This is a genomic window from Phytopseudomonas punonensis, from assembly GCF_900142655.1.
Lineage (GTDB): Bacteria > Pseudomonadota > Gammaproteobacteria > Pseudomonadales > Pseudomonadaceae > Aquipseudomonas > Aquipseudomonas punonensis.
Window position 1 is genome coordinate 119595 of sequence record NZ_FRBQ01000007.1, and the last position, 25314, is coordinate 144908.

General features: G+C 64.7%; 21 protein-coding genes. 7 read left to right on the plus strand and 14 right to left on the minus strand.

Annotated features, from left to right (window positions below; all coding sequences use genetic code 11):
• Positions 1–291: 291 nt before the first annotated feature.
• The 5 genes from BUC40_RS16925 to BUC40_RS16945 are packed head-to-tail and all read right to left on the minus strand — an operon-like array spanning position 292 to position 5400.
• Entirely contained in the window at positions 292–1611 is a 1320-nt protein-coding gene (locus tag BUC40_RS16925) for an LLM class flavin-dependent oxidoreductase (RefSeq protein ID WP_208605784.1), read from the minus strand.
• Positions 1608–2528 carry an aliphatic sulfonate ABC transporter substrate-binding protein gene (locus tag BUC40_RS16930; protein WP_073267344.1) on the minus strand — a complete coding sequence of 307 codons (921 nt, stop codon included), beginning with the start codon at positions 2526–2528 and terminating at the stop codon, positions 1608–1610. Before BUC40_RS16930 ends, BUC40_RS16925 begins: the two co-directional genes overlap by 4 nt.
• Positions 2529–2559: 31 nt before the next feature.
• Complete coding sequence (locus tag BUC40_RS16935; protein ID WP_073267345.1) at positions 2560–3351, minus strand: ABC transporter ATP-binding protein; 792 nt, start codon at positions 3349–3351, stop codon at positions 2560–2562.
• Entirely contained in the window at positions 3345–4340 is a 996-nt protein-coding gene (locus BUC40_RS16940) for an ABC transporter permease (RefSeq protein ID WP_073267346.1), read from the minus strand. The genes BUC40_RS16935 and BUC40_RS16940 overlap by 7 nt, the downstream gene beginning before the upstream one ends.
• Positions 4321–5400 carry an ABC transporter substrate-binding protein gene (locus BUC40_RS16945; protein WP_073267347.1) on the minus strand — a complete coding sequence of 360 codons (1080 nt, stop codon included), beginning with the start codon at positions 5398–5400 and terminating at the stop codon, positions 4321–4323. Before BUC40_RS16945 ends, BUC40_RS16940 begins: the two co-directional genes overlap by 20 nt.
• 301 nt (positions 5401–5701) lie before the next feature.
• Between BUC40_RS16945 and BUC40_RS16950 the strand changes: the two genes are divergently transcribed.
• The 4 genes from BUC40_RS16950 to BUC40_RS16970 all read left to right on the plus strand — a co-directional run bounded on the left by BUC40_RS16950 (position 5702) and on the right by BUC40_RS16970 (position 12436).
• Positions 5702–7861, plus strand: a complete 2160-nt coding sequence (locus tag BUC40_RS16950) for a TonB-dependent receptor family protein (protein ID WP_073267348.1) — start codon at positions 5702–5704, stop codon at positions 7859–7861.
• Between the two features lie 621 nt (positions 7862–8482).
• On the plus strand, positions 8483–9037 hold the full coding sequence (locus BUC40_RS16960) for an RNA polymerase sigma factor (protein WP_073267350.1): 555 nt from the start codon (positions 8483–8485) through the stop codon (positions 9035–9037).
• The gene (locus BUC40_RS16965; RefSeq protein WP_073267351.1) at positions 9034–9963 is read left to right on the plus strand and encodes a FecR family protein; all 930 of its coding nucleotides are present in this window, start codon (positions 9034–9036) and stop codon (positions 9961–9963) included. Before BUC40_RS16960 ends, BUC40_RS16965 begins: the two co-directional genes overlap by 4 nt.
• Before the next feature lie 88 nt (positions 9964–10051).
• Positions 10052–12436 (plus strand): TonB-dependent siderophore receptor, encoded by a 2385-nt coding sequence (locus tag BUC40_RS16970; RefSeq protein WP_073267352.1) that lies wholly within the window; start codon positions 10052–10054, stop codon positions 12434–12436.
• Between the two features lie 47 nt (positions 12437–12483).
• Here the strand turns inward: BUC40_RS16970 and BUC40_RS16975 are convergent, their stop codons facing one another.
• The 6 genes from BUC40_RS16975 to BUC40_RS17000 form a co-directional block, all read right to left on the minus strand.
• Positions 12484–14874, minus strand: coding sequence for a TonB-dependent receptor (locus BUC40_RS16975; RefSeq protein ID WP_244160665.1), 2391 nt, complete (start codon positions 14872–14874; stop codon positions 12484–12486).
• 150 nt (positions 14875–15024) lie between these two features.
• Positions 15025–15972, minus strand: coding sequence for a FecR family protein (locus BUC40_RS16980; RefSeq protein WP_083593591.1), 948 nt, complete (start codon positions 15970–15972; stop codon positions 15025–15027).
• Positions 15969–16472, minus strand: a complete 504-nt coding sequence (locus BUC40_RS16985) for an RNA polymerase sigma factor (RefSeq protein WP_073267354.1) — start codon at positions 16470–16472, stop codon at positions 15969–15971. Before BUC40_RS16985 ends, BUC40_RS16980 begins: the two co-directional genes overlap by 4 nt.
• Before the next feature lie 123 nt (positions 16473–16595).
• Positions 16596–17894, minus strand: a complete 1299-nt coding sequence (locus tag BUC40_RS16990; RefSeq protein WP_073267355.1) for a TRAP transporter large permease — start codon at positions 17892–17894, stop codon at positions 16596–16598.
• Positions 17884–18360, minus strand: coding sequence for a TRAP transporter small permease (locus tag BUC40_RS16995; protein ID WP_073267356.1), 477 nt, complete (start codon positions 18358–18360; stop codon positions 17884–17886). The genes BUC40_RS16990 and BUC40_RS16995 overlap by 11 nt, the downstream gene beginning before the upstream one ends.
• 48 nt (positions 18361–18408) lie before the next feature.
• Positions 18409–19407 (minus strand): DctP family TRAP transporter solute-binding subunit, encoded by a 999-nt coding sequence (locus BUC40_RS17000; RefSeq protein ID WP_073267357.1) that lies wholly within the window; start codon positions 19405–19407, stop codon positions 18409–18411.
• Positions 19408–19681: 274 nt separating this feature from the next.
• Between BUC40_RS17000 and BUC40_RS17005 the strand changes: the two genes are divergently transcribed.
• Complete coding sequence (locus BUC40_RS17005; protein WP_073267358.1) at positions 19682–21025, plus strand: MATE family efflux transporter; 1344 nt, start codon at positions 19682–19684, stop codon at positions 21023–21025.
• A 68-nt stretch (positions 21026–21093) separates the two neighbouring features.
• Here BUC40_RS17005 and nadE read toward each other — a convergent pair whose 3' ends face one another.
• The 3 genes from nadE to BUC40_RS17020 are packed head-to-tail and all read right to left on the minus strand — an operon-like array spanning position 21094 to position 23784.
• Positions 21094–21921, minus strand: a complete 828-nt coding sequence (nadE, locus tag BUC40_RS17010; protein WP_073267359.1) for an ammonia-dependent NAD(+) synthetase — start codon at positions 21919–21921, stop codon at positions 21094–21096.
• A complete protein-coding gene (gene pncB, locus BUC40_RS17015; RefSeq protein ID WP_073267360.1) occupies positions 21918–23138 on the minus strand; it encodes a nicotinate phosphoribosyltransferase in 1221 nt (406 codons plus the stop codon). Before pncB ends, nadE begins: the two co-directional genes overlap by 4 nt.
• The gene (locus BUC40_RS17020; RefSeq protein WP_073267361.1) at positions 23131–23784 is read right to left on the minus strand and encodes an isochorismatase family protein; all 654 of its coding nucleotides are present in this window, start codon (positions 23782–23784) and stop codon (positions 23131–23133) included. Before BUC40_RS17020 ends, pncB begins: the two co-directional genes overlap by 8 nt.
• Before the next feature lie 99 nt (positions 23785–23883).
• Here BUC40_RS17020 and BUC40_RS17025 point away from each other — a divergent pair, with 99 nt between their 5' ends.
• Positions 23884–24465, plus strand: coding sequence for an adenylyltransferase/cytidyltransferase family protein (locus tag BUC40_RS17025; RefSeq protein WP_073267362.1), 582 nt, complete (start codon positions 23884–23886; stop codon positions 24463–24465).
• Positions 24462–25172: an NUDIX hydrolase gene (locus BUC40_RS17030; protein ID WP_073267363.1), complete on the plus strand. Its 711-nt coding sequence runs from the start codon at positions 24462–24464 to the stop codon at positions 25170–25172. Before BUC40_RS17025 ends, BUC40_RS17030 begins: the two co-directional genes overlap by 4 nt.
• The last annotated feature ends 142 nt before the right edge of the window (positions 25173–25314 follow it).

The following is a 25314-nucleotide window of genomic DNA, read 5'->3' on the forward strand; positions in this document are numbered from 1 at the left end:
CTTGTTATGAGTGTTGCAGCAGGCAGCCAAAGCGAAAGGCGCCTTGATCTGGATCAATTGATCAGTTCCAGATTACGCCTCCCTGTCCGACTTACCAGCGTGGCCGGATGCCGCGCGACAAGCTGTCACTGCGGCGTTCTGACTGGCTTGCGCGGGCTCGGCGCAACGTGCGCGTTATCGGATGAAGGGCTATGCAGACGCTCGCTGCGTTAGGAGCAACGGCGCGGTGTAAGAAGGCAGGCGCGGCGGCGAATCGTCACCGCTGGGCAATGGCCAAGGCTATCGGCCCGCTCAGGCGAACCGACTCGCCGGCCGGGCCAGGCCGAGGGTGTCGCGCAGGGTCTGGCCAGGATATTCGGTACGGAACAACCCCGACGCCTGCAAGACCGGCACCACGCCTTCGAGGAACAGATCGCCTTGCGCTTCCAGGTAGGGCGGCAGGATCACGAAGCCGTCGCAGGCACCTGCTCGGTACCATTCGGCAAGCTGCTCGGCGACGCCTTCGGGCGAGCCGACCGGCGAGAAGAAGTTGAGGCTCTCGGCGTAGCGCTTGCCCGTTTGCCCGACCGTCAGGCCCAGCTCGATGGCCTGTTCGATCACATATTGAAAACGCCCCTTGCTCCCGGTGATGGCCTCGCGGATATCCGGGAACGGCCCATCCTGCGGGTACTGCGCCAGGTCGTGGTTCATGCTGGCGGACATGAAGCTCAACCCCGCCTCGGGGCGAATCAGCTCCTTGAGCAGACGATCCTTGGCCAGCGCCGCGGCATGGGTTTCGCCCACAACCGGCACGATGCCGGGCAGGATCTTAAGCGTGTCCGGGTCGCGGCCATGGCTGCGCGCCTTGTCCTTGAGCAAGCGGTAGAACGCCTTGGCGCGCTCCAATTGCGGATGCACCACGAACACCACTTCGGCGTTCTTCGCCGCCAGGTCGAGAAACGCCTCGGACACCCCGGCCTGGATCAGCACTGGCTGGCCCTGGGGTGGGCGCGGAATGTTGATCGGACCCTTGATATCGAAGAACTCGCCGCGGTGATGCAGGTAATGGAAGGCATCCGGGTCGGCGAACACGCCCTGTTGCGCGTCGAGCAGCAGCGCCTCGTCGCCCCAGCTGTCCCAGAGTTTCTGCACCACCTCGATGAACTCGCCAGCGCGGGCATACCGCTCGGCATGGCCGTAGTGCTGTTGACGGCCGAAGTTGCGCGCCTCGCCATCGCTGACCGAGGTCACCAGATTCCAGGCCGCACGGCCGCCGCTGATGTGGTCGATATTGGCCAGCATGCGCGCCGCGCTGTAAGGCAGCGCGTAGGACGACGACACCGTGCCGCCCACGCCAATGCGATCGGTCACCGCCGCCAGCGCGGACAGCAGGGTCAGCGGCTCGGGCCGCACCACCGGGCGGTAGCGCACCGTTTCGGCAAAGTGGCCGCCGTAGTTGTCGTCGATCGACAGTTTGTCGGCCACGAACAACATGTCCAGGCAGGCCGCTTCGGCGCGCCGGGCAATGGTCTTGTACAACGGCCAGTCGACCGAGCCGGTGGAGGCCGAATGCGGGTGCCGCCAGCCACCCTGGTGAGTACCGGCCTCCAGGTACAGCGCCAGGTGCATCATGGCGTTTGCTCCGCGAAGAAGCTCGCTTCGATCACGCTATCCGCCGGGAAGCTGTTGGGGATCAGGCCTTCACGCTGATACAGGTCGATGGTCGCCTGCTGCAGCGCGCGCACGGCGGCGAGGTCGGTCTCCGGCGTGTTTACCTCACGCTGCACCTTGCCCAGCGCCACTGCCTGGGGCAGCTTGAGCAGGCTGGCGATAGCCTTGGCGTAGGGCTCGGGATGGGCCGCGCCCCATACCCGCGCCTGGGCCAACCGCGCGGCGAAATCCTCGAGCTCGGCACGCTTGCTCTGCAACGCCGCATTGGCGGCCACCAGGTAATTGAGGCTCGGGTAGTCCTTGCCGTCGGCGAGAATCTTCGCGCCGCTCTGCTGCACGGCAAAGGATACGTAGGGCTCCCAGGTGGCGACGGCATCGACGCTGCCGTTGCTCAAGGCCAGGGTCGCCTCCGAGGGCGTGGTGTTGACGAAGGTCACGTCGCTCGGTTTCAGCCCGGCACGCGCCAGGGCATTGAGCGCCAGCGCCTGGCCGGATGAACCTTTGACCGCGGCGATCTTCTTTCCCTTGAGGTCGGCGACCGAGGCGATATCAGCATTGCCGCCGATGATCAGCGCGTTGCCCAGGTAACTCGCCGCCTGAATCGCCTTGGCCTCCAGCCCGGCCGCTGCGGCGAAGGTCAGCGGTGCCTCGCCGACCAGGCCACCATCGAGGTGGCCGGCGCGCAAGGCTTCGAGCAGCGGTGCGGCATTGGGAAACTCGCGCCACTGGATCTGATAGTCCAGGCCGTCGAGTACGCCGGCCGCCTCCATGACGGCGCGCGCATTGCCACGCTGGTCGCCGATGGTCAGCTCAGCGGCGGAGACTGTCAGCGACAGAGTGGACAGCAGCAGGGCCGACAGGCCGGTGCGGATCTTCATTGAACGGCTCCAACAGAACATAAGGGGATGCTCACCAGTCGCTGCCTTGCCCCAGCAACTGCAAGGCGTGATGACGCAGCTCGAGCAGACGCGGATCGTCGCGGCGACGCGGATAGGGGCGCTCGACCTCGAGCTCGGCCAGCACCCGCGCCGGCCGCGCCGAGAACACCAGCACGCGGTCGCAAAGCAGCAGCGCCTCCTCGACATCGTGGGTAACCAGCAGTGAGCTGTAAGCCTGCTGCTGCCAGAGGCGAATCAGCTCGCTCTGCATGGCGATGCGGGTCAGCGAGTCGAGCTTGCCCAGTGGCTCGTCGAGCAACAGCAGCCGCGGCTCGTTGATCAGTGCGCGGGCCAGCGCCACACGCTGCGCCATGCCGCCGGAGAGCTGGCGCGGGTAAGCCTCGCGAAATTCCAGCAAGCCAACCTTGCGCAGCGTTTCGTCGACGCGGTGCTTCTGCTCCCGGAGCTGGCCGCGCGCCTGCAAACCAAGGGCGACGTTGTTCCACACACTGCGCCAGGGATAGAGCGTCGGGTCCTGAAACACCAGCACCCGCGAGTGATGCGGCCCGGGAAGAGCGGCGCCGTCGGCCAGCAGGCTGCCGCTCTGCAAGCTCTCCAGGCCGGCGACCAGACGCAGCAGGGTCGACTTGCCACAACCGGACGGCCCGAGCAGGCCGACGCTTTCGCCGGGTGCCAGTTGCAGGTCGACCTTGTCGAGCACCGGCAGGCGGCTGTCGCCCAGGTCGAAGGCATGGCTGAGGCTGCGGATATCCAGGCTCATTCCCGCAGCATGAAGCGGATGAGCGGTTGCGACGTTCACCATTTCACCGCCCCCTTCTGCCAGGACAACACGCGGTCACGGACGATAAACAGCAGCGTGATCAGCCCTGAGCAAAGCAGCGCCATCACCAGCAGCGCCGCATACATGTTGGCGTAGGCGGCCCAGCCCTGGGCCCACTGTAGGTACCAGCCGAGGCCAGCCTTGACGCCCATCATCTCGGCCACCACCAGCACCGAGAACGAAGCGCCCAGGCCCATGAACAAGCCGACGAACACATGAGGCAATGCGGCCGGAATCGCCACTCGCCAGACCAGAAAGCGCGAATTGGCGCCCAGGGTACGGGCCACCTCGTAGTACGCCTTATCGACGCTGGCCACGCCGGACCAGGTCAGTACCGTGACCGGGAACCAGGTCGCCAGGGCGATCAGGAATACGCTGGCGCTCCAGCTGGTAGGGAAAAAGAAGAAGCAGATCGGCAGCAGCGCGGTGGAAGGAATCGGCCCGAGGATGCGTAGCACCGGATGAACCCAATAGCCGATGCGATGCGACCAGCCAATCGCCACGCCAGCGATGAAACCGGCGAGGCCGCCCACTACCACGCCGTTGACCAGCAGCCACAACGAATGCAGCAGGCTTTCGCCAAGGCGAAACCAGTCATCGACGAACACTTCGATCAGCGCCTGGGGCGGCGCGAAGAACGGCACCGGCAGCAGCACCACCTTGGCAGTGACCAGCAACCACACACCGAGCAGCACGGGAAGGGCCGCCAGCCAGGCGCCTGCCGGGCGCAGGCGCTCCACCAGCCGGCCGAACGGCCCCGGCAGAATGCCGAGCAGCGCCAGCAGCACGCCGAAACCAGCGCCGACGTACGCCAGCTCCCAGGTAAAGGGCCAGGGCTTGCCGCCATCGGGGTAGAACGCGGTGAACAGGGCGAAGGCTATCCACGCCAGTGCGGCCAGCAGACCGCCGCGCCAGAGTGGTGTGGCTACGCGCGGCTGCGCCTGGCTTTGCTCAAGCGAATACGTCGGCATGGATGCTCTCCGCGAATTCCAAGGGGTCGGTACGCGGGCGCAGCACCTCGACGTTCTTCAGGTCGCGGGCGTACACCGCGATCTCCTTCACAAAGGTATTTCCCACCGAGTAGTAGCCGTGGGTGTGCTCGGTAAGGATGGCGTGCACCTCTTCCTTGGACGTGTTGATGGCGAACTTGAGAAACTCCTCGGCCACCGCATCGGGGTTGCGCGACGCCCAGGCATGGGCCTGCAGGATCGAGTGGGTGATGGCCGCTGCCACCGGCGTGTCGTTGCGCGCCAGCTCGCCGCTGACCCCGACCACGCAGCAGCTCATGTTGGCGTACTCCTCGATCATGTTGGTCGCCAACTCGGCAAAGCCCGGCTGCTGCTTGACCCGGTACATCAGTGGATCGGAGCCGCTGGCGGCCTGGATCTCGCCCTTCTCCAGGGCGACGCTGAGCAGGTCGATGGGGTACACCCGCCAGGTCACGTCGCGCACGGGGTCGACGCCATGGCGCTTGAGCATCAGCGAGAAGAAGTTCTTGTCCGCCGCGGCCATATCGGTGACGCCGATGGTGGTGCCCTTCAGCGCCTCGAAACTTTTCGGGCCGTCGTCCAGGGTCAGCAAGCGCAGGCAACCGCCGTGGGTGCCGGCGGTCAGCTTGACGTCGAAGCCCTGCTCCAGCGCCTTGAGCCAGCGCAACGCCATGCCGGTGGCGGCGTCGGCCTTGCCAGTGGCCATGGATTCGAGCAGCACCTCGGTGGAGTTGCCGAAGTTGACGAACTCGACCTCCAGGTTATGGCGTTTGAAGATGCCCTGGCTGTCGGCAACCGCCACGGGTGCCAGGCACACGGCATTGAGGTTGGTGGCCAGCTTGATCTTGCGCGGCTCGGGCAATACCCAGCGATCGCTGTCCAGATCCAGGCCACTGCCAACCGGTTGCGCGCCGTGGCCGGTATGGGCGCCGTGGCCAGCATGACTGGTATCGGCCCAGGCAAAGCGGCTGGCGAACGCCGCCGCGGTGGCGGTACCCGCCAGGGCAAGCAGCTGACGACGGTTGAGCACAGAGATGGGCATGGCGCCTCCATAAGAGAGTCGTGCATGCGCCGCGTGGTCGGGTAGCGTGCGGATAAGGTGCTTCGGCGGGCTTTTGCAGCCAGCGTCACAGGGAAGGCCTTAGACGGTATCGGCTTGACGATCAACAGGGAAATTCAATTTAGGCATAACCTAATATGCCAAATTAGAAAGTTAACCCGTCCTCTATCCCGAAAACCCCGGCACCGTTAGCGGATTGCCAACTGCCAGACGTGGCTTATCGCAACGAGCCACCGTCCTACCCCGCGCTATCGAAAATGCCGCTCCACGGAGAACCTGCCGAATGCCTTGCCTGCCCCCGTACGCCCTGCGCCCACGTCACCTGCTGGCTGCCAGCCTGCTGGGCTGCGCAGCGCTGCCTGTCGCCCATGCCGAGACCGCGACGGGCAGCCTGCAGCTCGAAGGCGTACAGATCACCGAGCAGGCGCCGACCGAGCAGCAGGCAGCCGAGGAGCAACTCGAGCGGGTACCCGGCGGCACCAATCTGGTGGACATGCAGCGCGTCGAGCAGGGCCGCGTGGCCGGCAATGCCGATGTGCTGGCCTACCAGCCGGGCGTGTACGCGCAGTCGCCGGGTAACGAGGGCATCAAGATCGCCATCCGCGGCTCGGGCATCAACCGCGGTACCGGCTCCCACGCCAGCGGCAACCACATCATGCTCGACGGCTTACCGCTGACCGGCTCGGGTGGCACGCCCTATGAGCTGCTGGAGCCGCTGTGGATCAGCCGCGCCGAGGTGCTGCGCGGCGCCAACGGGTTCGACAAAGGCTCGCTGGCCCTGGGTGGCGCCATCGACTACATCACCCGCACTGGCCGTGATGCCGACAAGCTGCAGCTGCGCTACGAAGCCGGCAGCCACGGTTACCAGAAACGCAGCATCAGCTCCGGCCAGGTGCTGGGCGATGTCGACTATTACATCAATGTCACCGACAGCAATTACGACGGTTATCAGGATCATTCGACTGGCAAGGGCCAGGGCGTCGCCGCGAACGTTGGTTATCGCCTCAACGACAACCTGGAGGCGCGTTTCTACCTGCGTTATCGGGAAACAGAGCATGACGTCCCAGGCCGCCTGACCAAGGAGCAGATCAAGCATGATCCGCGCGTAGCCGCTGCCAACAACCTGCGCATCGACGCGCACCGCGACCAGCCCGGCAGTACCTGGTTGGCCAACAAGACCACCTGGCAGATCGACGACGACTCGACGCTGGTAGCGGGCCTGGCCTATCACCACTACCCGATGGATATCGTCGAAAACAGCTCGCCCAACGGCAACACCTACCGGGTGCGCGTGGACTACAGCGACGTCAGTGGCACCCTGAACTACACCCGTCGCCACAGCCTGTTCGGACTCGACAGCACCACCACCGTTGGTTTGCGCAGCACCACCAACCTGCCGAGCAGCAAGTCCAAGGAAAATGCCGCGCTGCCGATCAGCGTCGGCGGCACCGGCTACCCAGCCGGCACCCTGATGCGTGGCTACGAGCACCTGGGTTCGGACAACGTGCTGCATATCGGCAACGAAACCGAGCTGGCCCCCGACCTGTGGCTGACGGGCGGCCTGGCGCTGATCTACACGCGCCGCGAAGTGCAGGTGACCTGGCCAGCTACCGACGACAAGCTCAGCGAACACACCTGGGATTACGCGCCGCGCATCGGCTTGCGCTACCAGCTCAACCCCGAAGTACAGCTGTACGGCAATATCAGCCGCTCGGTCGAGCCGCCCCACGCCTGGTCGATGCTCTGGAGTTCGCCGCTGCGTTTCCCAAACAGCAACCAGCCGTACAGCGCGCGCCAGCGGGCACCAATCTCGCTGGATAACCAGACCGCCACCACCTTTGAAATCGGTGGCCGTGGCGACTCCGTGCTGGGCCAGTGGGATGCCGCCTATTACTACTCGCTGGTACGCAACGAACTGCTGACCGTGCCAGTCGAGAGCAACGTGTTCTCCGAGGCCAACGCCAGCCCGACCATCCACCAGGGCATCGAGCTGGGCCTCGACAGCCCGCTGTGGGACGGCGGCGCAGCGGGTGCCCTGGCCTTGCGCCAGGCCTACACCTTTAGCGACTTCCACTATCGCGACGACGATGCCTTCGGCGACAACCGCCTGCCTGGCCTGCCCCGCCACTACTACCAGGCCGAGCTGCGCTACAGCCTGCCAAACGGTTTCTACGCCGACCTCAACACCCAGTACGCGTCGAAGGTGGCGACGGATTACGCCAACTCCTACTACGCCGATGCCTACGCGATTTTCGGCGCGACCCTGGGCTACGCCTCACCGAAAGACGACTGGCAGACCTGGCTGGACCTGCGCAACCTGACCGACAAACGCTACGCCGCCACTGTCACGCCCGCCTATAACGACAACGGCGCCGACGCCGCGCGCTCCACGCCAGGCGAAGGCTTCGGGGCGTTCGTCGGGGTTTCCTACAGCTTCAACTGACCGATGTTCGTCGCTCAGAACCTGTTGATAATCTTTCAGCCCTGGTTCGTCGACTTTGGTAGCTAAGTGGCGGAAGCGGCCGCTTTGCCTTTTTGGTGTTCCTCATGCCAGAGAATTATCAGGCGACACCAATCGCCCCTTCAGGAGGCCGAGCGGAATTGTTGTAGAGAGGGTTGAGCGACATGGATGTCGCGAGAGCCTCGATGGGCCAGGGACGGCCCTTCGCGGCGGGCCCTCGGAACAATGATGGAGCGAGGGAACCCCAGCGAAGCTGGGGCCGGATGCCGGGGCTAGACCTTTTGGTTTCTTTTGGGGCGATGCCAAAAGAAACCCGCTCGACAGAGCGGAACCGGACGTATGAACAACTCGATAATGCTAGCAAGCCACAGCTCACGCACGGCGTGTGGAGCGTAAAAAGCTCGGGGCTAAAGCCCCTCCTACAAGCTACGCGAACGACCGCTCTCGCTTTTCAGGGGCATAAAGATCGTGAACAGGCTTTCAGAAGTGGCGAGCACGGTGAGCTGCCACTGATGCCAATCATGTAAATAACAATAATTGCTATTTACGAATCATTTACAAGTCCCTATCCTCTGTCCGCTTCCGCCATCCAGAGGGCTTACCGTGTCGACTGCCGCGTTCCAGGCCAGCACTGCCGCTTCTCGCGAGCCTGCCCAGGTCAACTGGCAAGGCATCGACCTCGGCTGGGCCTACAGCGACCTGCTGATCAGCCTGAGCCGGCGCACCCGCTGCGTGCAGCGCGCCTACGATGTGTTGCACGACGCCCTGCTGCGCTTTGCCCTGGCCCAGCACCGCCGGCCGGTCGAGCAGCCCAACGCCTATCTGCGCCGGGTTGCCCACTCGGTGCTGATCGATTGCTACCGCAGCGAATCGCGCCTGGAATCGCTCGAAGATCAGAATCCCGAAGACGTGGCGCCAGGCCAGGTGGCGCCGTCGTGCGAACACCTGCTCGATATCCAGCAACGCCTCAAAGCCCTGCAGCGTATTCTCGATTGCCTGCCCGAGCGCTGCGCCCAGGTGTTCTGGATGGCGCGAATCGAGGGCTACACGCAACCGGATATCGCCATGCGCCTGGGCATCAGCCTGAACATGGTCGAGCGGCACATGATGCGCGCGCTGATCGACCTGCGTCGCGCCCGCGATCTGCTGCAGCCATGAGCGACGCCACCACCCAGGCGGCCGCCTGGTTCCTGCGCATCCGCAGCGACGCCAGCCTGGCGCAGCAGCCAGAGTTCAGCGGCTGGCTGGCCGCCGACCCGGCGAACGCCGAGGAATACCACGCCTTCGAGGCGCTCTGGAACGATTTCGGCAATACCCGCCAGACCGAAGCGCTGGCCGGCGCCATGGAGCGCCAGCACGGCGAGCGCCGCAGCGGTTTGCGGCGCGGCGCTTGTGCCTTGCTGCTGATGCTCGCCTCGGCCGCCGGCTGGCTCGGCTATCGGCAAAGCCCACAAACACTCGCCGTGCAGACCCCGATTGGCGAGCGCCAGCAGATCACCCTGCGCGACGGCAGCGAGCTGCAGCTCAATGCCGCCACCGAGATCGCCGTGCACTACAGCTGGCGCCAGCGCCATGTTGATTTGCGCCAGGGCGAGGCGATGTTCGACGTGGCACGCAACCCGTATCGGCCGTTCGTGATCGACAGCAGCCTGGCGCAGATCACCGTGCGCGGCACCCGCTTCGTGGTCAATCGCCTGCCGGACCGGCTGCGGGTCAGCGTCGACCATGGTTTGGTGGAAGTGGCCAGTACCCAACAGCCAGGCGAAACCTGGCAGGTCGGCGCCGGCCAGGTGATCGAGGTGGATCGCGCCGGCCATCTGCATCGTGTCGATATCGCCGTTGGCAACGCCCTGGCCTTTACCCGCGGCAACCTGGTGTTCGAAGACGCCGACCTCGGCGAAATCGCCGCCAGCCTGTCGCGTTATCGCCAGCGCCCCATCCAGGCAACCGGTGGCTACCCGACGCCACGCATCAGCGCCGTGCTGCAGCTCAGCGATGTCGAGGACTTCATCCATGCATTGCCAAATATCGCACCGGTGAAGGTAAACGAAACCGCGCAGCACACCGAGCTGAGCCGGCGCTGACGACCGTTCGTCGGCCTCGTATCAGGGAAAATTACGCTGCATCGTCATCCAGGCATCCCCCATTCCCGTATCTGAAAAGGATGCCTCGATGCTCCACTCATTCGCGCTGCGCAATATGCTGGCTGTCGCCAGCTTCGCCCTGGTCGCGCCGGTAATCGCCGCCCCGGTCGAGCTGAACCTACCGGCCCAGCCGTTGAGCGTTTCGCTGCGCCAGCTTGGCGAAGCCGCCGGCCTGAGCATCGCCGCGGACAGCAGCCTGACCGGCCACCTGCAAGCCCCAGCGGTAAATGGCACGCTGGAGCCGATGGTCGCGCTGCAACGGCTGCTAGCCGGCAGCGGCCTGAGCTACCAGCATGCCGGCAACACACTGATCATCACCCGCCAGCAAGACCACGGCGCCTCGCTGGAACTCGGCGCCACCAGTATCACCGGCGCCGGCCTCGGCGACACCACCGATGGCAGCGGTTCCTACACCACAGGCTCGACCAGCACTGCCACCAAGTTGCCGCTGACTCTGCGCGAAACACCGCAGTCGGTCAGCGTGATGAGCCGCCAACGCATGGATGACCAGAACCTCACGCAACTCACCGACGCGGTGCGCCAGGTGCCCGGCCTGAGCATAAATCAAGGTGGCAATAGCGGCTCGGACAGCAGCGCTATCTACTCGCGCGGCTTCCGGGTCGAGAACTACCAGATTGATGGCGAGCAGTTGCTCAACAGCGGCTACGCGTCGATCTTCCAGAGCAATGACCTGGCGATCTACGACCGCATCGAAGTGATTCGTGGCGCTACCGGCCTGACCAATGGCGTCGGTACGCCGGGTGCGACCCTCAACCTGATACGCAAACGACCGACCAGCGAATGGAAGAGCAGCGTCGGCCTCAAGGCCGGCTCCTGGGACAATAACGCCATCGAACTGGACAGCGGCGGCCCGCTCAACGAGAGCGGCAGCGTGCGGGCCCGTATGGTCGCTGCCTACCGTGACGCCGGCTCGAACATTGACCGCCTCAACGAACGCCACAAGGTCATCTATGGCATCGTCGAAGCCGACCTCACGCCCGACACCCTGCTCAGCGTCGGTGCCGATGTGCAGCACCACGACGCCAACAACCATGCACGCTTCGGCTTGCCGCTGTTCTACAGCGATGGCTCGCACACCGACTGGTCACGTTCGGATTCGGCGGCCACCGCCTGGGCCTACTCCAAGCGCCACTACGCCAGCGGCTTCGCATCGCTTGAGCACCAGTTGAACGAGGACTGGAAAGCCAAGGCCACTTTCAGCCGAGGGCGCTATGAATACGACGAGGTGATCGGCCATGCCTCGGCCTGGAGCTTCCCGGATCGCCAGACCGGAACTGGTGGCCAGACCTACGGTGGCCGCTGGGCCGCTACGCCAGTGCAGGACAGCATCGACCTCAACCTGCGCGGCGCCTTCGATGCTTTCGGCCAGCGCCATGATCTGATCATTGGCCACGCCCGCCAGCAAACCCGCTACAAGGCAGACAACTACCGGCTCTGGTACTTCGGCTCGATCCCCACCTACAACGGCTGGGACGGCAAGACTCCGGCGCAGCCGGACTTCGAGGTCACCGGCCGCACCGATTACAACGAACACCAGGAATCCACCTACGGCAGCATCCGACTGCGCGCCACCGACAAGCTCTCGCTGATTCTCGGCGGCCGCGTCACAGATTGGCAAAACGTGCAGAAGACCGATAACTATGGCCCGGACGACGAGGTGTCGCGACGCAAGGAGACCGGCGTGTTCACGCCCTTCGCCGGCGTGGTCTACGACCTCGACGATACCTGGTCGGTCTACACCAGCTACACCAGCATCTTCAAACCGCAAAACAACCTTACGGCACCCGGCGCCTTTATCGATCCGCTGGAGGGGGTCGGCTACGAAATGGGCATCAAGGCCGGCTTCTTCGAGGATCGCCTGAACTTCTCCACGGCGATTTACCAGATCGAACAGGACAATTTCGCCGTTGCCACAGGTGAGTCCGCCCCCAATGGCGACCAATTCTACCGTGCAGAGTCCGGCACCAAGACCCGCGGCTTCGAAGTGGAACTGAGCGGCGAGCTGCTGCCCGACTGGCAGTTGAGCGCCAGCTTCTCGCGCAATATCGTGCAGGACAGCAACGGCCGCGCACTCAACACCGAAGTCCCGCAGAACACCGCCAAGCTGTTCACCAGCTACCTGATCGACAACCTCGGCAATGGCCTGACCGTCGGCGGCGGGGTGAACTGGCAGAACGCGATCTACACCGACGGCGCGGGCCCGAACAGCGTGCGCTTCACCCAGGAAAGCTACGCCGTGGTCGATCTGATGGCCCGCTACCCGCTCACCGAACAATTGAGCGCAACGCTCAACCTCAACAACCTGCTCGACAAGACGTACTACACAGGCACTTCGTCGGCCTACTACGGCACGCCGCGTAATGCGACGCTGGGGTTGCGACTGACGTTCTGAGCCTAAACAGCCCGGCGTGCCAATACGCCGGGCTGGTTAGCCTGCGCTCAGAAGTCCAGGGTGGCCGAGACCTTCAACGTACGTGGCTCGCCCTGGGTCAGGTAGCCGCCGTTGGTGGAGGCCCAGTAAGCCTTGTCGGCGACGTTCTCAAGGCCCGCACGCAAGGTGAGCAGGCGCTCTTCATCCAGTTTCATGGCATAGCGGGCGCCCAGATCGACGCGAGTCCAGGCGGGAATGCTCAGGTTATTGGCAGAGTCGATGTACTGGCCGCCCGTGCGCAGCAGCAGGCCATTGACGGTTAACCCGGAAACTCCCGGCACGTCCCAATCGGCGCCAACGTTGAACTGGAACTTCGGCACCCCGACGGCACGATTGCCGTCATTGAGGCCGTTGACGGTGCCACGTAATTCGGTATCCATCCACGTCGCCCCGGCCAGCACACGTAGCCCGGAAAGGGGCTCACCAAACATGTTCAGTTCGACACCGCGGTTGCGCTGCTCGGCATCGACACTGAACGTTCCGCCCTGAGTAATCCCTTGCGGCTGCTCGATGCGATAGACGCCCAGGCTGCCACCGAACGCCCCCCAATCCAGCTTGACGCCTGCCTCGATCTGCTTGGAACGGTAAGGTGCAAAGGTCGCTCCGGCATTGCTTGCCGAGGTAGGCGCAGTCGGCCCCTGCTGCAGGGATTCGATGCGGTTGGCATAGAGCGATACGGCGTCAGTGGCCTTGAACACCACGCCGTAGGCCGGTGTGGTGATGCTCTCGTCATAAGGCGTACCACGAGCTCCGCTGTTCGCGTTCCAAGAGTCGGAAGCCAGGCTCTGTCGGCGCAGGCCAAGCGTCAGCAGCAGACGGTCATCCATGAAGCCAAGCGTGTCGGATACCGCAGCACTGCGGGTGGTGAGCTTGGCAGTCTTGCGTGGATCATGGAGATCGCCACTGACACTGGCTGTCGGCTCGGGGCTTGGGAAGGGATCGTAAAGGTTACCCGGAAGACGATTGGCGGCAGTGGTCGACTCGAAGGCATTACGCTTTTCCTGCCACAAACCGTTAACGGCGACATTCAGCTGATGGCTGATCGTGCCAGTCTGCACACGTCCACGCAGGCCGGCGACTGAACTAAAGGTCTCTTGATCGAGCGGCGAATAGAGCCGCCCGACCCGACCATCACCATTGGACGATTCCAGAAACAGCGAGGAATACACCCCATTCTCGCGGGTGTATTTACCGCCACCGGCGAGATACGCCGTCCAGTTGTCACTGAGGTCATATTCGGCGTTGAACATGCCATAGGTATCTTCCAGCTGCGACCAACTCCAGGGCTGCGCGTAGTTGGCATCCGAGTCCGGTGCTTTGGGCAGCTTGCCGCCCAGCCCCGCCGTCGAGGTCGCCAGGTTGATCACCGCACGTCCTTCGTTGATGCGCTGCTTCTGGTAACCGAAGTCCGTAGACAGGCGCAGGCGTTCGCCCCGGTAATCGAGGCCGATGGTAGCCAGGCTGAAATGTGAATGTTCGCCATCGACTGCCGTTTCGCCGTCGCGCTTGGCCAGGTTGACGCGCACCCCGAAGCGGTTGTCCTCGCCAAAACGCTGCCCCACATCGACGTGCCCGCCCGCACGCGAGTCGCTTGCGTAATCCAGGGTGATACTGCGGTTCGGCTTATCCTCGGCGCGCTTGGAGATCACGTTGATCGTCCCGCCTACACCACTGCCACCCGGCGCTACGCCATTGAGAAAGGCATTGGCACCTTTGAACACCTCAACCCGCTCGACCGCCTCGGTGGATATGATCTGCCGCGGCAAAATCCCGTACAGGCCATTGAAGGCGATCTCGTCGCTATACAGCTGGAAGCCGCGCACCACGAACACCTGGGAAAAGTTGCCGAACCCATTGGACTGGCGAATCGCCGGGTCACTGGCCAGCACCTCACCAAGACTTCGCGCCTGACGACTCTGAATCAGTTCGTTGGTGTAGCTGGCCGCGCTGAACGGCACATCCTGCATATCCTGATTGCCCAGCATGCCGATCCGCGCGCCGCGGGCGACCTGGCCACCGGCGTACTCGACCGGCAGATCGAGGCGCCCATCGGCCTGGCCGCTGACGGTGGTGGCGTCGAGCTGCAGTGAGTTGGCGTCGCTGCTCAGCAGCACCAGGCTGACCGTGCCGTCGGCGCCAATCAGGTAGCTCAGGCCACTGCCCTGCAACAGCCGCTGCAGGCCTTCGTCTACCGAGTAGTCACCCTTGAGGGCCGGCGCCTGACGCTCACCGGGGGTCAGGCTGGCATCGTAGAGCAGGCGCACGTTGGCCTGCTCGGCGAAGTCGGTCAGCGCCGCATCGAGCGGCTGAGCCGGGAGGTCGAACTCCAGGGCCGAGGCGCTGGTGGCAGCGAGCAGCAGGTGGGCGGTGGCGATGGCTTGCCAGAGAGGAGTACACATCAGGCGCATGCTGGATTTCCTGTGTTCTGCATAAGTTCATGCGAAGAAGTCGCATTTGCAGAGAGGAAGACGAAGCACCCGCATGTTTCTGAACCGCGCCCGCGATTATTTTCCAGCGCCCGCCAATACCGCGAATCACGCGGCGGCGAATCAGGCGCGGCTGACCAGCAGCAAACCGGGCAGGCGCACCAGGCGTACCGGCAGGGCACTCTCGATGGCGCGCAGCACGGCCTGGGGGTCGTCATGGGCGAACACGCCGGTTACCTTGAGCTCGCGCACGCTGTCATCGAGAAAGATCACCCGCTGGCGCTGGCTGCGCTCGAGCGCGGCGAACACCTCGCTCAGCGGCTGGGCGCGGAACACCAGCTTGCCCCGCTGCCAGGCCAGCTGCTGACGGGCATCCAGTGGCTGCACCGCCTGCAGGTGATCGCCGCTCCAGCGCACCTGCTGGTTGGCGCCTACCGGCAGCGGCTGATCCGTTGCATCGCTGGCCTGCACCTGCCCTTCGGTCACGGCCAGCACCACGTCGCGACCATCGTAATCGACATCGAAACGCGTGCCGGTCACCCGAATCCGCGCCGCCCCCGCCTCGACGATGAACGGCCGGCTGGCATCCTTGGCGACCTGCAAATCCACCTCACCGCGGTACAGGCGCACTTCGCGGCGACCTTCGCGGAGCGTCCAGTCCAGCGCCGTGGCGCCATTGAGCGTGAGGATCGAACCGTCGTCCAGTTCGAGGGTGCGCACTTCGCCGGGCGCTGTCGCCACATCGGCGTACCAGCCCAGCCAGACGCCCTGGGGCAGCCACAGGGCCAGCAGCAAGAGCGCGGCACTGGCCAGCGGTACGCTCCAGCGCAACGCGCGACGGCGGCGCGTCGGCCGCTGGGCCTGCGCGGCGATGGGCTGCACAGTCGCCGGCTGCTGCACCTGGCCCAGCAATGCCCAGAGCCGATCCACCTCACGCGCAGCCTGTTCGTGAGCCGGCGAGCGTTCGCGCCAGGTTTTGGCAGCCAGGTGATCGGCCGCCGTGGCGCACCCGGAATGCAGCAGCACCTGCCATTCCCTGGCCTGGGCGAGAAGCGAAGCGTCGGCGGTCACGGCATCCAATCCATTTTCTGCTGGCAGTGTTCGAGAGCCTTGAGGATATAGCGCCCGGCCATGCTTTCGGAAACTCCAAGGCGCTGGCCGATCTCCTTTTGCGTCAGGCCGTCGAGGCGATTCCACAGCAGCGCCTGGCGCAGGTGGGGCGGCAAGTCCTCAAGGATACTCTGCAGCCGGCCGAGCTGCTGCCCGTCACCCACGATCTGCTCGGGGCCGGGCTGCTCGGAGGCGAGCTCCACCGAGACGTCTTCCTGTACCGGCCGCGCCTGCAGCTGGCGCTGGTGATCGATGACCAGATTGCGGGCGATGCGATACAGAAAGGCACGCAAGTTGCCCACCTCGTCACTGCCGCGGCGCTGGAAGCGCAGCCAGGTTTCCTGGCGCAGGTCAGCTGCCAGTTCGCTGCACTTGACCTGCCGCGTCAGGAAACGCAGCAGCTCACCGGCATGGCGCTGGAACTGGCCGTCGTGGGCATCGCTGTCGCGGGGCGGGCGCACTCGGAGGATCTCGTGCAGAAGAAACGGGTTGCGAACATATCGCCGCTGATAATTATTTTCAACAAAAGACAGCCGTCAGCCGTTTGCACGGCACACGGGGCGCAGCGCCTGCTGCCCACCGCGTCAATCCACCGTGTAGCCCAACACGCGTGGCAACCACAACGCAATTTCCGGGAATACCGCGACCAGAACCAGGGCGCAGCCCATCACCAGCACGAACAGCAGGGCCCAGCCGATAGTCTGCTCCAGGCGGATCTTCGCCACTTCGGTGGTGACCATTAGGTTGATCGCAACCGGCGGGGTGAACTGGCCTATGGCGATGTTCATCGCCAGCAGGATGCCGAACCACACCGGGTTCCAGCCGAAGTGCTGCATCACCGGGATGAGGATGGGCATCAGGATCAGGTAGATCGAGATGGCGTCGAGCAGCATGCCGGCCAGCAACACGGCGATCATCACCAGCACCAGCAGCACCGTGCCGTTATCGGAGAGCGAGATCAGCCATTCGGCCATATGGCGGAAGGTGCCGAGCATGGTGCCGGCCCAGGCGAAGATGCCGGCCAGGGCGATGATCAGCATCACCACGCCGGAGATCACCGCGGCCTCCCCGCACAGGCGCCACAGGTTGCTCCACTGCAGTTCACGGGTGACGAACAGACCGACCAGCACGCCATAGGCGACACCGACCACGGCGGCTTCGGTCGGCGTGAACAGGCCGCTGCGCAGGCCGCCGAGAATCAGGATCGGCGCGAACAACGCCGGCAATGCCTGCTTGAAACTCGGCCACAGCGGTGGCCGTTCGGTGCCTTCAGGCGCCTCCCAGCCGTAGCGGCGCGACAGCAGCCAGGCCGGCAGCAGCAACACGATGCCCGCCACAATGCCCGGGAACAGACCGGCGGCGAACAGCGCCCGCAGGTCGACGCCCGGCACCACGATCGAATACAGAATCAGCGCGATCGACGGCGGAATCAGAATGGCGGTCGAGGCCGAAGCGGCGATCAGGGTCGCCGAAAACGGCTTGGGGTAACCCGCTTTGGTCATGCTCGGCAACATCACCATGGCCACCGCTGCGGCGTCCGCCGGGCCGGAGCCGCTCATGCCGCCCATGATCAGGCAGACCAGTACCGCCACCATCGCCAGGCCGCCATGGCGGGGGCCGATCATTGCCTGGGCAAAGCGCACCAGGCGTAGTGCCACGCCGGCCTTCTCGAACACCAGGCCGGTGAGGATGAACAGCGGAATGGCGATCAGCGGGTACTTGGCCACGCCGTTGTAGGTATTGGTGCCCAGGGTGGCGAGCATGTCCGGCGACAGCCCGGCGATGATGCCGATGGCGCCGGACAGGCCAAGGGCGAACGCCACCGGCACGCCGAGCAACAGCAGAACAAGGAAACTGGCGATCAGCCAGAGATCAGGGCTCATCGTGGTCGCTCCCGCGCAGCCGCTCTAGGGTCATCTGGCATAGGCGCACGAACATCAGCACGGCAAGCAGCGGCAGCCACACCACGTACCACCAGTTCGGCAGACCCAGACCCGGCGACTCCGATTGCCACTGGTATTCCTCAAGGGCGAACTGCCCGCCGAACCACAGCACTAGCCCCAGCACCAGGGTCGCCACCAGCCACTGGCCGATGATCAATGGCGTGCGCAGCCGCGGGCACAGGCGTTCTAGAAAGCCGATACGAATGTGCCGGTTGCGGCGCAGCGCCACCGAGGCGCCGGCGAAGGTCAGGATAACCAGCAGGAACACCGACAGCTCCTCGGTGAAGGCGAAGGAGGCATCGGTGAAATAGCGCACCACCACGTTGGCCAAGCTGATCAGGCTGATGATCACCAGCGCCAGGGTGGCGAGCCAGCGCTCGAGTGGCGCGTCGACTTGCTTGCTCATGGGTGTTCTCGCAAAAAGCGGGAGCCACTGCCGGCTCCCTTGACTCGATCAGGGCTTGGCGATGGCGCTGCGGGCCGCGTCGAGCAGCTTGTCGCCGATCTTCGGCGCCCACTTCTCGTGCACGCTGCGGGTGGCGTCGACGAACGCCTGGCGCTCGGCATCATTGAGCTCGACCACTTCCACGCCACGGCTGCGGATGTCTTCCAGGCGCTTGGCCTGCTGGCTGCGCGACAGTTCCACTTCCCACTTGCCGGCATCCAGAGCGGCCTGGCGCAGCAGCTCGCGGTCTTCCTCGGGCAGCGTTTTCCATACGCGCTGGTTGACCGCGAAGATCAGCGGGTCGGCCATGTAGTGCCACAGGGTCAGGTACTTCTGGCCGACCTGGTCGACACGCGCCACGTCGAACACCGACAGCGGGTTCTCCTGGCCGTCGACCGCGCCAGTGGTCAACGCCGGCTTGGCGTCGGCCCAGCTCATCTGCGTGGGATTGGCACCCAGTGCACTGAAGGTGTCCTGGAACAGCGGCGAGCCGACCACGCGGATCTTCAGGCCAGCCAGGTCAGCCGGCGCACGCACTGGCTTGCGGGAGTTGGAGACTTCACGGAAGCCGTTCTCGCCCCAGGCCAGCGGCACGATGCCGCGCTGCTCGATGGCGGCGAACGACAGCTTGCCGGCCTCTCCCTGGGTGATGGCGTCGAGGTCGGCGTTGTCCTTCATCAGGAAGGGCAGGGAGAACAGGTTCAGCTCCGGCACCTGGGGCGACCAGTTGATGGTCGAGCCCACGGCCATATCGATCAGCCCAGAGCGCATGGCCGAGAACTCCTTGGTCTGGTCGCCAGCGACCAGTTGCGCGTTCGGGTAGACGCGCAAGGTAATACGCCCTTCAGAGCGCTCGTTGACCAGCTCGGCCCATTTCTGCGCAGCCTGCCCCCAGGGGAAGGCATCCGACAGAACGGTGGAAACGGAATATTCGCGCGCCTGGGCCGCGAAGCCGGCGGACAGTGCAGCGGTTGCGGCCACAGCCGCCAGTAAGCGAGTGAGTTTCATAGGGCATCCTTGGTTGGATCGTGGTTCTAGTTGTTGTAAGCGCATGCGGCTTGAGGCGCGCAGCAGATCCAGCGGCGAGCGGATGGTTCGCCAGGGTGCCGGGGTCGGCACGGGGACGGCGCCCGCGGGCGCCAGCACAGCCCAGGCATCTTGTGAACGCACGGGCCGCTTTGCGGTGAAGCTGAGTGTCGCAACTATCCCAGAACGATGACGCGCATGCCATACGCAGCCATCGCCAGCGCCTCTATAATGCGCGACACTAAGGAAGCCTCTCATGTTTCGTGATGCCTGGCGCCACGCGCCAACCCACCGCAAGGTCTGGGCGCTGGCGGCGCCGATGATTCTTTCCAACCTGTCCGTGCCACTGGTGGCGCTGGTCGATACCGCGGTGGTCGGCCACCTGCCCCATGCCCATCAACTGGGCGCCGTGGCGGTGGGCAGCAGTTTGTACATCCTGATCGTCGGAGTACTTGGCTTCTTGCGCATGGGCACCACCGGCTTCGCCGCCCAGGCCTGTGGCCGCGGCGATGGTGGCGCGCTACGCCAGGTGCTGGTGCAGGGCCTGCTGCTTGCGGCACTGCTGGCGCTGGTGGTTGGCGCACTGGCCATACCCTTCAGTGGCCTGGCGCTGGAGCTGATGAACCCGTCGGCCGAACTCGACGGCCTGACCCGGGATTTTCTGCACACGCGCCTGCTTGGCCTACCGGCAGCGCTGGCCAACTACGCGCTGATCGGCTGGCTGCTCGGCGCCCAGAACGCCCGCGCGCCGCTGGTGATGCTGCTGGTCACCAACCTGCTGAACATCGTGCTGTCGCTATGGTTCGTACTTGGCCTGCACTGGGAAGTGGTAGGCGCCGCTCGCGCTGCGGTGCTGGCCGAATGGGGCGGCCTGCTGGTCGGCCTGGCGCTGGCCCGGCGTGCCCTGCGCCGCCATCCCGGCGGCACGCGCTGGGCGGCGATGGCCCGGTGGCAGAGCTGGCGCGCGCTGCTGGCGGTGAACCGCGACATTTTCCTGCGCTCGCTGGCGCTGCAGGCGGTGTTCCTGATGATCACCATTCAAGGCACGCGCCTCGGCGACGCCACGGTGGCTGCCAACGCCTTGTTGCTCAACGGCCTGTTGATAACTGCCTACGCACTGGATGGCCTGGCCCATGCGGTCGAGGCGCTATGCGGCCACGCCATCGGCGCGCGGGATCGTTTGGCGCTCAGGCGCAGCCTGATCGTCGCCGGTATCTGGTCGCTGCTGGCCAGCCTGGTATTCGCGCTGGCGTTCGCATTTGGCGGCCACCTGTTTATCAACCTGCAGACGGATATTGCCGCGGTGCGCGAAACCGCCGACCACTACCTGCCCTATCTCGCCCTGCTACCGTTGTTCGCGGTGTGGAGCTACCTGCTCGACGGCCTGTTTATCGGCGCCACCCGCGCCCGCGAGATGCGCAACGCCATGCTCGTCGCCCTGGCCATCGGCCTGCCGGTCGCCTTGGCGCTGCAGGGCTTCGGCAACCACGGCTTGTGGATCGCCTTTCTGACCTTCATGGCATTGCGTGGGCTGGCTCTGGGTGCGCTGGCCTGGCGGCTGGCGCGGCGTGATCAGTGGATTGCGGCGCCGGGCAGTTGATCCCGCTCTCATCGCCATTCAGATATGGAAAAAGCCCGCTGAATCGCGGGCTTTTTGTTGGCTGCCGATCAAGGCACCAGCGGCAATTCGCGCTTGTGCTGGGTCTTGTCGTAGGTCTGCACGATGGCCTGATAGGCGCTGTCGCTGACCGGCTTTTCCTGCAGGAAGGCGTCGATGTCGTCGTAGCTGACGCCGTGTACCTGCTCGTCCGGGATGCCCGGGCGTTCGTCTTCCAAGTCGGCGGTCGGCACCTTGGAGAACACCGCGGCCGGCGCGCCGAGGCGTTCGGCGATGCGCCGTACCTGCCCTTTGACCAGGCCGCTGAGCGGGGCCAGGTCGCAAGCGCCGTCACCGAACTTGGTGAAGAAGCCCATCACCGCTTCGGCGGCGTGGTCGGTGCCGATCACCAGGCCGTTGCGGGCGTTGGCCACGGTGTACTGGGCCAGCATGCGCATGCGCGCCTTGGTATTGCCGAGCACGAAGTCGCGGCGTGCCGAGGTCAGCCCGCCTAGCTCGGGGATCTGCGCGGCGAGGCCGGAGACCGCCGGGGCGATGTCGATGGTCTGCACTTCATCCGCGGCGATAAAGGCCAGCGCGGCCTGGGCGTCGGACTCGTCGTGTTGCACGTTGTGCGGTAGGCGAATGGCGATAAAGCGGTAGGTCTGATCGCCCGTCTCACCGCGCAGTTGCTCCACAGTCAGCTGCGCCAGGCGGCCAGCCACCGAGGAATCCACGCCGCCGCTGATGCCGAGCACCAGCACCTTGGTGCGCGAGGCGGTCAGGGTGTCCTTGATGAAGGCGATACGTTTGGCGATCTCGGCGTCAACGTCGGCATCCGAGGTGAACGGGGCGATCACGCCCAGGGCTTTGGCGATTTCAGCTTGGCGGTTGCTCATGAGGAGGCTCCCTGATTGGCATCGGTACGGAATACGTGTTTCAGATAGGTGACGAAGTTCGGGTCGCGGCACTGGGTCTTACCGGGCGTATCGGAAATCTTCGCCACCGGCTGGCCGTTGCAGTCGATCATCTTGATGACGATGTTCATCGGCTCCACGCCCGGAATATCGCAGGTCAGGTTGGTGCCGATGCCGAAGCTGACATGAATGCGATCATGCAGCGCGCGGTACAGTTCAAGTGCCTTGGGCAGGGTCAGACCGTCGGAGAAGATCAGCGTCTTGGTCATCGGGTCGATGCCCAGTTTTTGGTAGTGAGCGATGGCCTTTTCCGCCCAGACCAGCGGGTCGCCGGAGTCGTGGCGCAGGCCGTCGAACAGCTTGGCGAAGTACAGATCGAAGTCGCCGAGGAAGCTGTCCATGCCGATGGTGTCGGTCAGGGCGATCCCCAGCAGGCCGCGGTACTCCTTGACCCAGCACTCCAGCGCTGCCTTCTGGCTGTCGATCAGCCGTGGGCCGAGCTGCTGGTGCGCCATGAACCATTCGTGGGCCATGGTGCCCAGAGGGCGCAGTTCCAGCTCGCGGGCCAGGTGCACGTTGCTGGTGCCGACGAAACGGCCCGGGAAGTCGTGCTTGAGGATGTTCACCACCTCCTCCTGCACGCGGTAGGAGAAGCGCCGGCGGGTGCCAAAATCGGCCATCTGGAAGCCCGCCAGCTCATCGGCAGTGGCTTCGCCCTTGAGCCAGTCGAGCTTGCGGTACAACTGCTCGCGCACCTGCTCGATCACCACTTCGCGGTAGCGATAGCGGTTGCGCACCTCGGAAACGATGGCCAGCAGTGGGATCTCGTAGAGGATCACGTGCAGCCACGGGCCGCGCACTCGAATCGCCAGCTGGCCGGCGTCGTCGGTGCCGACGTGCACATAGCGCATGTTGAAACGGAACAGGCTGAGGAAGCGGATGAAGTCCGGTTTGATGAACGGGATCTTCTCCAGATAGGCCAGCTGATCAGCGGTGATCGAGGTGTTGACCAGCTGTTCGATCTGGTAACGGATCTCGGCCAGGTAGGGCGTCAGGTCCTCGTTGCTGCGGCAGCGAAACTCCCACTCGACTTCGGCGTTGGGGTAGTTGTGCAGCACGGCCTGCATCATGGTCAGCTTGTAGAAATCGGTGTCCAGCAGGTTCTGGATGATGCTGGGGGCAAATACGCTCTCACTCATGGTCACTCTCCTCGAGGCGGGCCAGCTCGCTATCGAGCGCTCCGCTATCGGCGCAGATGATGATGCCCTGCGCGCGCATCTGTTCGATGGCTTGCGTCGCGCCGGCTTCGGAAATGGCCCGGCACGCCGGAAGATACAGCAACACCTCAAGGCCAGCGCTACGCAGTTGCAGCGCGGTGTTCTTCACGCAGAAGTCCAGTGCCAGACCGCCGACCACCACGGCCTCCACGCCGGCGACTTTCAGGTATTCGATGACACCCGTGCTGCGCTTGCCGGCCAGGTCGTGGTAGCAGGCGCCGTAGGGGTGCAGATCGGGTTCGACACCTTTCCAGACGAAGAAGTCATAGTCGATTGGCGCGGGCAGCTCATCGAGCAGCTCGAAGCCGGCAGTGCCTGGTACGCAGTGGCTGACCCAGGTCAGGTCGGCGTTGGCATGGCTCAGGGGCTGCAGCATCTTGTCGTGGCCCTCGACCACCCACAGAGCCTGTGGCGTGTGGGCATCCTTGCTGCCCAGGCGCAGGGTGCCGCGACGCGCCATGTCGTTGAGCGGCGCGGCAATCTCATGACCGCCGGGCACCGGCAACTCAGCGGGGCACAGGCCCGTGAAGCCCTTTTGCGCATCAACATCGAACGTGGCGATCTTCATCTGACATCTCCTGCTCATGGAGCCGCATCACTGCGGGGTGGAAACATATTCCACCAGGTGTATTATGTGTGTCAACTCCCATCTGCAAGGAGATTCACGATGCTGCCATCACCGCTCCAGCGCTTCGCCGCAGGCCGTGACCAGCCAACGCCGCAGCGGTTCGCGCTGGCGATCTACGGCGGCGCCTTCGACCCACCCCATGCCGGCCACGCCAGCGTGATCCGCCGCGTGCTCGACAGCTGCGATCAGGTGCTGGTGGTGCCGAGCTACCGACACGCCGATGGCAAACGCATGGCCGACTTCGACCTGCGTTGCGCCTGGGTCGAGCGCCTGGCCGCGCGCTTCGGTGATCGGGTACGCTGCTGCCGTCTGGAGCGTGAGCTCGGCGCCGATGGCCGGGTGATCTACAGCTACGATCTGCTCAGCCAACTGGCTGAACGGTATGGCCTGCCGAACGAGCGCCTGGCGCTGGTGATCGGTGAAGACAATCTCACCCGGCTGGCGACCTTCCACCGCGCCGCCGAGCTGCGCCAGCGCTTCGGCCTGCTGGTCGCCGACGAGGAGATGACCGTGCACAGCAGCGCGATTCGGGCGATGATCGCCGCCGGGCAGGCGATCCCCGAGGCCTGGCAGTTGCCGGAGATCCAAAGCGAGATGACGATTTACAGGAGGTCCGTTTGAGTTCTGTCGAGGTACTAGCCAGCGTGGATCTGATCGCTCTGCGCATGGATGCCGAGAGCCGCCAGTTGCACGTGCTGCTGCACCGCCGCGAGCGCGAGCCGTTCAAGGGCCAGTGGGCGCTGCCGGGAGTGATCGTCAATGGCAGCACCCGCGACGCCAACCTGGAAGCGGCTGCCCATCGTGTGCTGCGCGATAAGGCACAAGTGCTGCCACGCCATCTTGAACAGGTTGGCACCGAAGGCAGCGCCGAGCGCGACCCGCGCGGCTGGTCGATGAGCACCTATTACCTGGCCCTGTTGCCTCCTGACACCGAAACCGCCGACGACGGCCTGCGTTTCGCCCCGCTCAACGAAGTGCTGGACGGGCGTCTCGGCCTGCCCTTCGACCACGGGCGGCTGGTGCGTTTAAGCGTCGAGCGCCTGGCCAGTAAATCCGTCTACACCAGCCTGCCGCTGTACCTGGCTGCGCCGCGCTTTACCGTGCTCGATGCCCTGAACGCCGCCCAGGCGTGCCTGGGCACGACGATCAACAACACCTCGCTGCGCAAGCGCCTGGAAAAGATGAAGGACGCCGGCTGGATCCGCGACACCGGCGAAAAGAACTTCCCGAAAATGGGCCGCCCCCAGCAATTGTGGGAGCTGACCGAACAGGCCGAGGGGGTGTTCGTGTTCGACCGCAGCCTGTTGGCGGATCGGGCGAGTAGCTGAAGTAACCTCACCTAACGTAGGGTGGATGACGCTCTTTTCATCCACCACTGCTATTGCAGAACGGTGGACGGGTCGGGCCGCGTAGGTGAAGCGTCGTCCACCCTACAAGAAAGCCGCTAATACCCGAAATTTCCGCGGGCAT

Bases quoted from the DNA above. Each gene is read 5' to 3' on its own strand.
- BUC40_RS16990 (WP_073267355.1), bottom strand. From the start codon at position 17,894: ATGAGCCCTGATCTCTGGCTGATCGCCAGTTTCCTTGTTCTGCTGTTG.
- BUC40_RS17025 (WP_073267362.1), top strand. From the start codon at position 23,884: ATGCTGCCATCACCGCTCCAGCGCTTCGCCGCAGGCCGTGACCAGCCA.
- nadE (WP_073267359.1), bottom strand. From the start codon at position 21,921: ATGAGCAACCGCCAAGCTGAAATCGCCAAAGCCCTGGGCGTGATCGCC.
- BUC40_RS17005 (WP_073267358.1), top strand. From the start codon at position 19,682: ATGTTTCGTGATGCCTGGCGCCACGCGCCAACCCACCGCAAGGTCTGG.
- BUC40_RS16945 (WP_073267347.1), bottom strand. From the start codon at position 5,400: ATGCCCATCTCTGTGCTCAACCGTCGTCAGCTGCTTGCCCTGGCGGGT.
- BUC40_RS16950 (WP_073267348.1), top strand. From the start codon at position 5,702: ATGCCTTGCCTGCCCCCGTACGCCCTGCGCCCACGTCACCTGCTGGCT.
- BUC40_RS16965 (WP_073267351.1), top strand. From the start codon at position 9,034: ATGAGCGACGCCACCACCCAGGCGGCCGCCTGGTTCCTGCGCATCCGC.
- BUC40_RS17020 (WP_073267361.1), bottom strand. From the start codon at position 23,784: ATGAAGATCGCCACGTTCGATGTTGATGCGCAAAAGGGCTTCACGGGC.
- BUC40_RS16930 (WP_073267344.1), bottom strand. From the start codon at position 2,528: ATGAAGATCCGCACCGGCCTGTCGGCCCTGCTGCTGTCCACTCTGTCG.
- BUC40_RS16935 (WP_073267345.1), bottom strand. From the start codon at position 3,351: ATGGTGAACGTCGCAACCGCTCATCCGCTTCATGCTGCGGGAATGAGC.
- BUC40_RS17000 (WP_073267357.1), bottom strand. From the start codon at position 19,407: ATGAAACTCACTCGCTTACTGGCGGCTGTGGCCGCAACCGCTGCACTG.
- BUC40_RS16970 (WP_073267352.1), top strand. From the start codon at position 10,052: ATGCTCCACTCATTCGCGCTGCGCAATATGCTGGCTGTCGCCAGCTTC.
- BUC40_RS16925 (WP_208605784.1), bottom strand. From the start codon at position 1,611: ATGATGCACCTGGCGCTGTACCTGGAGGCCGGTACTCACCAGGGTGGC.
- BUC40_RS16940 (WP_073267346.1), bottom strand. From the start codon at position 4,340: ATGCCGACGTATTCGCTTGAGCAAAGCCAGGCGCAGCCGCGCGTAGCC.
- BUC40_RS16995 (WP_073267356.1), bottom strand. From the start codon at position 18,360: ATGAGCAAGCAAGTCGACGCGCCACTCGAGCGCTGGCTCGCCACCCTG.
- BUC40_RS16975 (WP_244160665.1), bottom strand. From the start codon at position 14,874: ATGTGTACTCCTCTCTGGCAAGCCATCGCCACCGCCCACCTGCTGCTC.
- pncB (WP_073267360.1), bottom strand. From the start codon at position 23,138: ATGAGTGAGAGCGTATTTGCCCCCAGCATCATCCAGAACCTGCTGGAC.